Genomic DNA, 11,707 nt, shown 5'->3' on the forward strand with positions numbered 1-11,707 from the left:
ATCGCCATTGAATACCGCCGCTTTTGCCGACTTCCGTACCTACCCGTTGATCAGCGCGTTGTCCGCCGTGCAAACCCTGGCGGATCGAATTCAAGTGCAGTGGGCTGACGGCCGGGTCAGCCCCTTTCATCATCAATGGCTTCGAGATAACTGCCCGTGCCCGCAGTGCGTCTACACCGTGACCCGCGAGCAAGTGCTGGAAATCGTCGACGTCGCAGAGGACCTGGTGCCGACAGCGGCAAACGTCGACGCCGAAGGTTGCCTCAGCGTCGAATGGCAGGACGGCCACCTAAGCCGCTTCGACCCGGGCTGGCTGCGGGCTCACGCCTATGACGACGAGTCCCGCGCCGAACGCCGTGTCGGCAAACCAAAATCCAGGCTGTGGAAAAGCGACTTGCAGCTGCCGGCGTTCGAATACCAGGCGCTGATGAACGATAACGACGCCTTGCTGCAATGGCTGCTGGCGGTGCGCGATATCGGCCTGACTCAAGTGCGCGGCGTCCCCACCGAACCCGGCTCACTTAAACTGATCGCCCAGCGGATTTCCTTCATCCGCGAGAGCAATTTCGGCGTGCTGTTCAACGTGCAATCCAAGGCCGATGCCGATAGCAACGCCTACACCGCCTTCAACCTGCCGCTGCATAGCGATTTGCCGACCCGCGAGTTGCAACCGGGGCTGCAATTTCTGCATTGCCTGGTGAATGACGCGGACGGTGGCGAGAGTATTTTTGTCGACGGCTTTGCCATAGCCCAAGCGTTGCGCGAGGAAGATCCCGAGTCGTTTAAAAGCCTCTGCGAAATCCCGGTGGAGTTCCGCAACAAAGATCGCCACAGCGACTACCGCCGTCTCGCGCCGATCATCGCGCTGGACGCCTTTGGGCAGGTTTCGGAAATTCGCATGGCGAACTTTCTACGCGGACCGTTTGATGCCTCGATCGAGGACATGCCCAAGCTGTACCGCGCTTATCGGCGGTTTATTGCAATGACCCGCGAAGCGCGATTCCGGGTGATGACGCGGCTCAATCCCGGTGAGCTGTGGTGCTTCGACAACCGCCGCACCCTTCATGCCCGCAATGCGTTTGATCCCGCCAGTGGCGCCCGTCATTTTCAAGGGTGCTATGTTGATCGGGATGAATTGTTGTCGCGGATCCTTGTGTTGCAACGCTAGACCGCGTCATCGTTCTTCGCGGGCAAGCCTCGCTCCTACAGGGGATCGCATATCCCCGTCGGAGTGAGCCTGCTCGCGATGGGGTCAGCCCAGACACCCCATCCCTCCCTGATTCACAGGCAAAAAAAACCCCGATCAAGCCGTGACAGGATCGGAGCTGAGGAGGGTACTGTTGAGGAGCCTTCGCGCGAGGGTGACCAAACCTTCGTGTTGCCAGCTGAATCCAGTGTGCCCACTCTCCCCTTTCGCAAGTTAGCCGAAAACGACCTGTTCATAGGTATCGCGGCCATTGCGACAAAACGTCCTTGCCGCCACCTCTTGCCCCGATGAGAATCGAATCACGACACCGTTCCCTGAAGAAGGATTGCGTCATGATGTACGCCGATTTGATTGACCAGGAAGACCTGTTGGGCAAGCTGAAATCGTTGGGTTTTCAAGTACCGAGCGGCTCTACAGCCGAGAAGGCTTGCGAATGCGCCGTGCGAGGTTTGAACGATGAGCGGGCGATGACACTGCGAACCATGGTCAAGCAGATGTACACCAGCAGTGCGACCATCCTGCCGTCCGTGCGCCAGGCGATCGACAAGCAATTGCTGCCGGCGCTGGCGGAGTATCAGCAGAGCCGTAGCGCCTGAGTAGCGCCTCACCATGATCGTTCCCACGCTCCGCGTGGGAATGCAGCCCGGGAAGCTCCGCGTCCCTGCCGAAGCGGACGCAGAGCGTCCATTGAGGCATTCCCACGCAGCGCGTGGGAACGATCAGAGCATTAGAGCCTTACGCTGGCAAACGTCGACTCATTACGCGCCTGACTCAGCGCCGACAACGGCCCGGACAGCGGTGACAGCACCAGTGCTTGCGGCAACGGCATCATCGCCACCTGTTGCGTGGTGTTGGAACCTACGCGTTCGTCACGCGGCGGAATGCCGAAGTATTCGCGGTAGCACTTGGAGAAGTGCGGCGTGGACACGAAGCCGCAGACCGACGCCACTTCGATGATCGACATCGGCGTTTGCTTGAGCAGCTGCCGGGCACGGATCAGGCGCAGTTTGAGGTAGTAACGCGACGGCGAGCAGTGCAGGTATTTCTGGAACAGGCGCTCCAGCTGACGACGGGAAACAGCGACATACACCGCCAGTTCGTCGAGGTCGATCGGCTCTTCCAGGTTGGCTTCCATCAGCGCGACGATTTCCTGCAACTTCGGCTGGTTGGTGCCGAGCATGTGCTTGAGCGGCACGCGCTGGTGATCCTGCTCGTTGCGGATGCGTTCGTAGACGAACATTTCCGAGATCGCGGCCGACAGTTCACGACCGTGATCGCGGCTGATCAGGTGCAGCATCATGTCCAGCGGCGCGGTGCCGCCGGAGCTGGTGAAACGGTTACGGTCGAGGGTGAACAGGCGTGTGCTCATGGCTACACGGGGGAACGCTTCCTGCATCGCGGCCAGGCATTCCCAGTGCACGCTGCAATCAAAACCGTCCAGCAGGCCGGCGCACGCCAGGGCCCAGCTGCCGGTGCAGACCGCACCGAGACGGCGGGACTGACGCGCCTGGCTTTGCAGCCACGACACGTGCTCGCGGGTAACGGTGCGCTGGATGCCGATGCCGCCGCAGACAATGATGGTGTCCAGTGGGGGCGCTTTGTGCATGGAGCAGTCGGGGGTGATCTGCAGACCGTCACTGGCCCAGACCTGACCACCGTCGACGGTGAGCGTGGTCCAGCGATACAGCTCGCGGCCGGACAATTGGTTGGCCATGCGCAGGGGTTCTACTGCGGAGGCCAGAGAAATAAGCGTGAAATTGTCCAGCAGCAGAAAGCCGATGGATTGAGGCGCACGGTTCTGGGGTTGAGCCCCGGAGTTGAACGTCGTCATCGCGGTATCTCCTCACACAAAGCGGGTGATGGCCTCAGGCGGAGGCTCTTGTTATTGCCATCGTTCTCGCGTGGGAGACGGGCTTTGTAATGACAGAGCAATTGCCATGCCTAAAGTTGAATGGTCATTCAATAACTCCTGAAAACGACGTCGCGGTGTGTCTAAATAAGCCTTGCCGCGAGTGGGGGTTATAAGTGCCATTATCGGCGGGAGGCGCTCTGCCCCGTTGGGCTTGAGCAAATCGGTAGCACTTGTGGGAACAGGGCTACAGCGACTTATTGGAGAGTGTCACCACAAGCACAGGTGACAGGCGGTAATGGCCAGGTTGGATCCCTGTCCTGGGTGAAGCCGCTTATCTGTAAGCGACGCGCCAAAACGTGGCGCGTTTTAATTCCGGTGTTCACTTAGCGCGCAGTTTTGACTGGTCTTCTATCGCAGATGACTTTTCTGTGGCGAGGGCGCTTGCTCCCGCTGGGGCGCAAAGCGGCCCTGAAAACTGCAAACGCGAACTTTCAGATATACCCGGTCGCGGGCTATTCGGCTGCTGCGCAGCCGAGCGGGAGCAAGCTCCCTCGCCACAGATACTCATTTCACCAGAGAGTTAAGCGTTATCAGCACTCAACCGCGCTTACCGCCAACCCTCCCCGCGAAGTCTCTTTGTATTTGTCATGCATATCGGCGCCGGTATCACGCATGGTGCGGATCACCCGATCCAGCGAGATAAAGTGCTGACCATCCCCGCGCAGCGCCATCTGCGCCGCGTTGATGGCTTTCACCGCGGCAATCGCATTGCGCTCGATGCACGGCACTTGAACCAGCCCGCCCACCGGGTCGCAGGTCAGGCCGAGGTTGTGTTCCAGGCCGATTTCCGCCGCGTTGCACAACTGCTCCGGGGTCGCGCCAAGGATCTCTGCCAACCCGGCCGCAGCCATCGCGCAGGCTGAACCGACTTCGCCCTGACAACCGACCTCGGCCCCGGATATCGAAGCGTTCTTCTTGCACAGAATTCCCACCGCCGCAGCACTGAGGAAATAGTCGACCACGTTGGCGTCCGTCACCGCCTCGCTGAACTTCATAAAGTAGTGCAACACCGCCGGAATGATTCCCGCCGCACCGTTAGTCGGTGCCGTCACCATGCGCCCACCGGCAGCGTTCTCTTCGTTGACCGCCAGGGCGAACAGGTTGACCCATTCCATGGCGCTCAAGGTCGAGCCAATGACGTTGGGTTTGCCCAGCTCTTGCAGGCTGCGATGCAACTTGGCCGCACGACGGCGCACATTCAGGCCGCCAGGCAAGATGCCTTCGTGCTTGAGGCCCTGATCGACGCAATCCTGCATGGCGCGCCAGAGCTTCATCAGACCGCTGCGAATCTCTTCCTCGCTGCGCCAGACCTTCTCGTTAGCCATCATCAATTCGGCGACGCGAAGGTTGTGCTTCTGGCACAGGCTGAGCAGTTCGACAGCGCTGGAGAAATCGTAGGGCAACACGGTGCGATCCAGATCGACCACGCCACTGGAAGCCTGCGCTTCATCCACGACAAAACCACCGCCGATGGAATAGTAGGTGTCGCGATGCAACTCACCGTGTTCGCCTTCAACGATCAGGGTCATGGCGTTGGGGTGGAACGGCAGGTTTTCGTCGATCAGGCGCATGTCGCGAGCCCAGATAAACGGTACCGACAAGCGACCGTCGAGCAACAGGGTGTGGGTCTCGCGCAAGGTTTCGATACGGATGCCGATTCGCGACGGATCAATCGCGTCCGGCCACTCGCCCATCAGGCCCATGATCACAGCGTTGTCGCTGCCGTGACCGATGCCGGTGGCCGATAACGAACCATAAAGCTGAACTTCAACGCGCCGCACTTGTTCCAAAAGACCCTGCTCACGCAAACCTTGCACGAACAGCGCGGCGGCCCGCATAGGTCCCACGGTGTGCGAACTGGAAGGGCCGATACCGATTTTGAACAGGTCGAAAACACTGATAGCCATTACTGCCGAACTCCTGGATGTGCCAACTCCAGACGCAAAAGCGCCCAGTGACGGAGCTGCTACGCTCAAGCTGCAATCCGCCGAGATTGGCCGCATCATCAGGCTTTTTCCGTGTCGTTCGACGTCTCACACCGACGCACTCATGCTCACTAACGCCGCAGGCGTTTTACGCTTCGTTTTCGCCGTTTTTTTGCGGATCAGGGAGGCAAAGGGGGCTGAAAAAAGCTGTAAACGACGTCACCGACACTGGATGCGACCATCCCTGTACTGGTTACGACGCACCCTGTAGGCGTCAGATTTTCACTGGTACATGATCGTATCGACTCGATTGCAAGGCGCCGTGGTAGAGCTGTCTCCAAAACGCCATCCAACCGCAACCTATAAGTGCGGTGGTCCAGTCGGAACACTGCCAAAAAAAACACCAAGGAGTCCATCCATGAAAGGTTCCCCGTCGTTGTTGTTGGCCGCCATGCTGAGTCTGCCGTTACTGGCTCAAGCTGCAGAACCCGCTCAGTGCAGCACCGTAAACTTCTCCGATGTCGGCTGGACTGACATTACCGTCACCACCGCCACCACCAGCGTCGTTCTCGATGCCCTGGGCTACAAGACCAAAACCACGATGATTTCCGTTCCGGTGACCTACAAGTCCCTGGCCGACGGCAAGAACATGGACGTGTTCCTGGGCAACTGGATGCCGACCATGGAAAACGACATCAAGGCTTACCGTGATGCCGGTACCGTGGAGACCCTGCGCGCCAACCTCGAGAACGCAAAATACACCCTCGCCGTGCCCGAAGAGTTGTATAACAAGGGTCTGAAAGATTTTGCCGACATCGCCAAGTTCAAGAAAGAACTCGACGGCAAGATCTACGGCATCGAACCAGGCAACGACGGCAACCGCCTGATTCAGAGCATGATCGACAAGAACGCCTTCGGCCTGAAAGACGCCGGCTTCAAGGTGGTCGAGTCCAGTGAGGCAGGCATGCTCTCGCAAGTCGATCGCGCCCAGCGCCGCAACACCGCCGTGGTGTTCCTGGGCTGGGAACCGCACCCGATGAACACACGTTTCAAGATGAAGTACCTGACCGGCGGCGACGACTTCTTCGGCCCGAACTTCGGTCAGGCGACCATCTTCACCAACACCCGCAAGGGCTACGCGCAGGAATGCAGCAACGTCGGTCAGTTGCTGAAAAACCTGGTGTTCACCCTCGACATGGAAAGCACGCTGATGGGCAACGTCCTGGACGACAAAATGAAGCCTGACGCGGCCGCCAAGGCCTGGCTGAAAAAGAATCCACAGGTGCTCGATACCTGGCTCGCTGGCGTAACCACCATTGACGGTAAACCTGGCCTGGAAGCCGTGAAAGCCAAGCTCGCGCAGCCTTGATTTAGGAAGCATCGCTTACGCCGGGCGGGTTCGCTCGCCCGGGCTGTTTATTTCCTTGCATGCGGACGTTCACTACCATGCTGATTGATCAGAAAATACCTCTAGGCCAGTACATCGCGGGCTTCGTTGAATGGTTGACGCAACACGGCGCCAACACCTTCGACGCCATCGCCGTGTCACTGGAAACGATGATCCACGGCGTGACTTTCGCGCTGACCTGGTTCAACCCGCTGGCATTGATCGGCCTCATCGCACTACTGGCTCACTTCATTCAACGAAAGTGGGGGCTGACCGTTTTCGTCATTGCCTCCTTTCTGCTGATCCTCAACCTGGGGTACTGGCAGGAAACCATGGAAACCCTCGCCCAGGTGCTCTTCGCGACCCTGGTCTGCGTGGTCATCGGCGTACCGTTGGGTATCGTCGCCGCGCACAAACCGATGTTCTACACACTGATGCGGCCGGTGCTCGATCTGATGCAGACCGTACCGACGTTTGTGTACCTCATTCCTACCCTGACCCTCTTCGGGCTGGGCGTGGTCCCGGGTCTGATCTCCACGGTAGTGTTCGCGATTGCCGCGCCTATCCGCCTGACCTACCTGGGCATCCGTGATGTTCCCGCAGAACTGATGGACGCCGGCAAAGCCTTCGGCTGCTCGCGCCGCCAGTTACTCGCACGCATCGAACTGCCTTACGCCATGCCAAGCATCGCGGCCGGTATCACCCAGTGCATCATGCTGTCATTGTCGATGGTGGTGATTGCGGCTCTGGTGGGCGCCGACGGCTTGGGCAAACCTGTGGTCAACGCACTGAACACTGCTGATATCGCCCTGGGCTTCGAAGCCGGCCTGGCGATCGTACTGCTGGCGATCATGCTCGACCGTATCTGCAAACAACCCGACGCTAAAGCAGGGGGTGACGCATGAGCATTATTCGCTTCGAAGACGTCGACGTAATCTTCTCCAAAGATCCACGCGAGGCGCTCAAGCTCCTCGACCAAGGCATGACCCGCGACCAGATCCTGAAAAAAACCGGGCAGATCGTCGGCGTTGAAAAAGCCAGCCTGGACGTGGAAAAAGGCGAAATCTGCGTGCTGATGGGCCTGTCGGGCTCCGGCAAATCCAGCCTGCTGCGTTGCATCAACGGCCTCAACACTGTGAGCCGTGGCAAGTTGTTCGTCGAGCACGAAGGCAAGCAGATCGATATCGCTTCCTGTACCCCGGCAGAACTGAAAATGATGCGCACCAAGCGCATCGCGATGGTGTTCCAGAAATTCGCCCTGATGCCGTGGCTGACGGTGCGCGAGAACATCAGTTTCGGTCTGGAAATGCAGGGTCGCCCGGAGAAAGAACGCCGCAAACTGGTGGACGACAAGCTTGAGCTGGTGGGCCTGACCCAGTGGCGCAACAAGAAGCCTGACGAACTCTCCGGCGGTATGCAGCAACGCGTGGGCCTGGCCCGTGCGCTGGCGATGGATGCGGACATTCTGCTGATGGACGAACCGTTCTCGGCGCTCGACCCGCTGATCCGCCAAGGCCTGCAGGACGAATTGCTGGAACTGCAAAGCAAGCTGAGCAAAACCATTGTGTTCGTGAGCCACGACCTCGATGAAGCCCTGAAGCTCGGCAGCCGTATCGCAATCATGAAAGACGGCCGAATCATCCAGTACAGCGTGCCGGAAGAGATCGTGCTCAACCCGGCGGACGACTACGTGCGGACCTTCGTCGCGCACACCAACCCGCTGAACGTGCTGTGCGGTCGCAGCCTGATGCGCACCCTGGACAACTGCAAACGCATCAACGGTTCGGTGTGCCTCGATCCGGGCGGCGATTCATGGCTGGACCTGGCCGAAGGCAACACCATCAAAGGTGCCCGCCAGAACGGCGCGAGCCTGGATCTGCAGAACTGGATTCCAGGGCAAGCGGTTGAAGGCCTGGGTCGTCGGCCAACGCTGGTGGACTCGAACATCGGCATGCGCGATGCGCTGCAGATTCGTTATCAGACCGGCAACAAACTGGTGCTGCACGACAACAACAAAGTGGTCGGGATTCTGGGCGACAGCGAGCTGTATCACGCACTGCTCGGCAAGAACCTGGGTTAAGGCAACAGACACAAAAACGCCGCGAGAGGATCGCGGCGTTTTTGTTAGTGCAGATATTTGGCTTGGAATGCTGATAACTGTGGCGAGGGAGCTTGCTCCCGCTGGGTTGCGTAGCAACCCCAAAACCAGACACCACGGTCATTCAGAAAGACCGCGTTATCGTTAAATGCGACTGCTACGCAGTCGAGCGGGAGCAAGCTCCCTCGCCACAATGGATCTGCGGTGCAGCAACTTGCACCGCATGACCTCAAGTTTCAGCTATAGACACGGCCAAGGAGCTGCCGATGGCTTTCGAACTGATCGAGCACGTCACGGGTGATCTGATCCTGAGTGAAGCCCATCAAGTCGTAATCCTGGCTGCCGTTGTGCAGGTAAACCTCGGCGCGGTAATAGCGCGCACGCGGTTCGTCAGCGCTTTCGGCCGACACCGTTTCACTCGCCGCCGCCAGATAGCCATCCAGGCTCACTTCGTAGACAAAAGGGTTGCCCTCTTCCATCTCGATGCGCACACCCATGCAACGCTTGGACTTGCCCAGCAACGTTTGCACGTCCAGACCCTGGGCACGCAATTGCACGGCCGCATCTTCCAGCGCCGGGCTGACTTGCTTGTCCATGAAACGCTGAACGATCGACTGATTCGGTTGCAGGTCCAGCTGCGTCAAACGCTCGCTGAAACCACGGCGACCGCGTGCTGCGAGCTCCGCTTGCTCCTGTTCGATCTGCACGTCCTGGTGCATCGCCTTGTGCAGGCCAAACATGAAGAACACCAACACCACCGAGAACGGCAGACCGGCCAACACCACCATGGTTTGCATCGCTTCGAAGTTACCGGCGAACAGCAGGCCGATGGTCACCAGGGTGATCACCGCCGACCAGAAGATCCGCAACCAGTGCGGCGCATCTTCATCGACGTTACCGCCCTTGCAGGAAAGGTTGGCCATCATCACCGCGCCGGAATCCGCCGGGGTCAGGAACAGCACGAAACCGACGAAGATCGACACGCCGATCACAATCTTCGATGCCGGGTAATGCTCAAGCAATTGGTAGATCGCCATCGACGGCTGTTCGAGCGCCGTCTTTCCGAGCTCCACCGCCCCATGGTTCATCACCAGGTCCAGGGCCGAGTTACCGAAGATCGACAGCCACGCCAGGGTGAACCCCAGCGGGATCAGCAGCACGCCGGCCACCAGTTCACGCACCGTGCGACCACGGGAAATACGCGCGATGAACATGCCGACGAATGGGGCCCAGGAAATCCACCAGGCCCAGTAGAACAGGGTCCACAGGCCCAGCCAGCGGTCGGACTTCTCACTGTCGCCTTCGTAAACGTAGAGGTCGAAAGTCTTCAGGACCACGCCGTTCAGGTAGTCGCCGACGTTCTGCACGAAGCCGTTCAACAGGTGCAAGGTCGGGCCGAACAGCAGCACGAAAATCAGCAGACCGCTGAACAGTACGATGTTCAGGTTCGACAGACGGCGAATGCCGTTTTCCACACCCGACACAGCCGCGATGGTCGCCACGGTGCTCATCACGATGATCACGATCAGCAGGTTGGTGTTGCTGTGTTCCATGCCGAACAGGTTTTCAAGGCCCGACGACACTTGCAGCGAACCAATCCCCAGGTTCGTCACCAGCCCCAGCAGGGTCACGAACATGCCGAAACCATCCACCGCATGGCCGGCCGCGCCTTTGACCCAACGCTCGCCCACCAACGGATACAACGCCGAACGCAACGCCAGCGGCTGGTTATGACGGTAGGCAAAGTACGCCACGGCCAGGCCGACCAAGGCGTAGATCGCCCAGCCATGCAGGCCCCAATGCAGGAATGTCAGCTGCACAGCCTGACGGGCGGCCATGTTGCTGGCAGCCACGCCTTCCGGCGGGTTGAAGTAATGGTCCAGCGGCTCGGAAGCACCGAAGTACAGCAGCGAAATGCCGATACCCGACGAGAACAGCATCCCCGCCCACGCGCCGTAGCTGAAGTCCGGGGTGTCATCCTTGCTGCCCAGCTTGAGCTTGCCGTAGGACGAAAACGCCAGGCCGACGACAAATACCAGGTAGGCGGCGATCACCACCATGTAGTACCAGCCGAAGCTGCGGGACAACCAGGCCTGGGCGATGCCGAGCAATCTGCCGGCCTCTTGCGGGGCGATGATCAGAATGGCGGTCAACAACAGAATCAGCGCGGTAGAGGTGTAGAACACCCAACCGTTGACCGTCACCTTCTCGGGCGGGGTCTTTATTAGAGAGGCAGAACTCATGGCACAGATGCTCCAGGCAGTGCGAGAGAAGAACACAAGGCAACGCGGTACCCGACCAATCGGTTAGTTGGCAGCCGACCGACGGGTGATATAAAGACACCTCGAAAAAAGCCCGAAGCCCGGAACGCCAGTGCGTAGGGGTTTCGAGCCGTTTTGGATGTCGGTTTATCGTCATTTACACGTAGGAAAAATCTGTAAGCAGCGACGAATTGTCGCAGATCTTATTCTTTGTTGATTGAACGTTCAATCAAAACAAAATAGACTGGCCCTCAATCCGATAGACGTTTTACGTCCGCCGGAAGGCCTAAGGAGATGTGCAAGATGCCCAAGGTCGGTATGCAACCCATCCGCCGCCAGCAATTGATCGAAGCCACATTGCAGGCGGTCGATCAGGTCGGAATGGGGGACGCCAGCATTGCGCTGATCGCCCGTTTGGCCGGTGTCTCGAATGGCATCATCAGTCACTATTTTCAGGACAAGAACGGCCTGATTGCTGCCACGGCGCAGTACCTGATGAGTGTCCTGAGCGAGAACGTCACCGCGCGCCGTCAGGCGCTGGAGGACAGCAGCCCGCGGGCGCACCTCCAGGTGATCATCGAAGGCAACTTCGACGCCAGCCAGGTCAATGGCCCGGCAATGAAAACCTGGCTGGCCTTCTGGGCCACCAGCATGCACCACCCGTCTTTGCACAGGTTGCAGCGGATCAACGATCACCGCCTGTATTCCAACCTGTGCTGCCAGTTCCGCCGTGTATTGCCGCTCGATGACGCGCGCAGTGCAGCCCGTGGCCTGGCAGCCCTCATTGACGGTTTGTGGTTGCGCGGCGCGCTGTCGGGAGATGCTTTCGACACCGAGCAGGCGCACCGGATCGCTTACGAATACATGGACTTTCAACTGGCCAAGCAGGTGAGTTAGAGCACACATAAATCGCTCAA

9 protein-coding genes are annotated in these 11,707 nt (G+C 59.1%); 6 read left to right on the top strand and 3 right to left on the bottom strand.

The window, feature by feature from the left end; genetic code table 11:
* Positions 1-7: 7 nt before the first annotated feature.
* Together HP062_RS18545 and HP062_RS18550 are read left to right on the top strand one after the other, a co-directional pair.
* Positions 8-1,168 (top strand): gamma-butyrobetaine dioxygenase, encoded by a 1,161-nt coding sequence (locus HP062_RS18545; protein WP_102593729.1) that lies wholly within the window; start codon positions 8-10, stop codon positions 1,166-1,168.
* A 371-nt stretch (positions 1,169-1,539) separates the two neighbouring features.
* Positions 1,540-1,803 (top strand): hypothetical protein, encoded by a 264-nt coding sequence (locus HP062_RS18550; protein WP_172791857.1) that lies wholly within the window; start codon positions 1,540-1,542, stop codon positions 1,801-1,803.
* 131 nt (positions 1,804-1,934) lie between these two features.
* On the opposite strand, the gene HP062_RS18555 is transcribed toward HP062_RS18550, so the two are convergent.
* The gene (locus HP062_RS18555) at positions 1,935-3,038 is read right to left on the bottom strand and encodes a GlxA family transcriptional regulator (protein WP_010466992.1); all 1,104 of its coding nucleotides are present in this window, start codon (positions 3,036-3,038) and stop codon (positions 1,935-1,937) included.
* Positions 3,039-3,649: 611 nt separating this feature from the next.
* Positions 3,650-5,026: an L-serine ammonia-lyase gene (locus tag HP062_RS18560; protein ID WP_172791858.1), complete on the bottom strand. Its 1,377-nt coding sequence runs from the start codon at positions 5,024-5,026 to the stop codon at positions 3,650-3,652.
* Positions 5,027-5,462: 436 nt separating this feature from the next.
* Here HP062_RS18560 and HP062_RS18565 point away from each other — a divergent pair, with 436 nt between their 5' ends.
* The 3 genes from HP062_RS18565 to choV all read left to right on the top strand — a co-directional run bounded on the left by HP062_RS18565 (position 5,463) and on the right by choV (position 8,511).
* A complete protein-coding gene (locus HP062_RS18565; RefSeq protein ID WP_010466989.1) occupies positions 5,463-6,413 on the top strand; it encodes a choline ABC transporter substrate-binding protein in 951 nt (316 codons plus the stop codon).
* 77 nt (positions 6,414-6,490) lie between these two features.
* Entirely contained in the window at positions 6,491-7,336 is an 846-nt protein-coding gene (gene choW / locus HP062_RS18570) for a choline ABC transporter permease subunit (RefSeq protein ID WP_010466987.1), read from the top strand.
* Positions 7,333-8,511, top strand: a complete 1,179-nt coding sequence (gene choV, locus HP062_RS18575; RefSeq protein WP_010466986.1) for a choline ABC transporter ATP-binding protein — start codon at positions 7,333-7,335, stop codon at positions 8,509-8,511. The genes choW and choV overlap by 4 nt, the downstream gene beginning before the upstream one ends.
* A 254-nt stretch (positions 8,512-8,765) precedes the next feature.
* Here the strand turns inward: choV and HP062_RS18580 are convergent, their stop codons facing one another.
* The gene (locus HP062_RS18580) at positions 8,766-10,715 is read right to left on the bottom strand and encodes a BCCT family transporter (protein ID WP_256666184.1); all 1,950 of its coding nucleotides are present in this window, start codon (positions 10,713-10,715) and stop codon (positions 8,766-8,768) included.
* Positions 10,716-11,093: 378 nt separating this feature from the next.
* Between HP062_RS18580 and betI the strand changes: the two genes are divergently transcribed.
* The gene (betI, locus tag HP062_RS18585; protein ID WP_010466984.1) at positions 11,094-11,687 is read left to right on the top strand and encodes a transcriptional regulator BetI; all 594 of its coding nucleotides are present in this window, start codon (positions 11,094-11,096) and stop codon (positions 11,685-11,687) included.
* Positions 11,688-11,707 lie beyond the last annotated feature (20 nt).

The organism is Pseudomonas sp. B14-6 (assembly GCF_013260315.1).
In the GTDB taxonomy this organism is placed as follows: domain Bacteria; phylum Pseudomonadota; class Gammaproteobacteria; order Pseudomonadales; family Pseudomonadaceae; genus Aquipseudomonas; species Aquipseudomonas mandelii.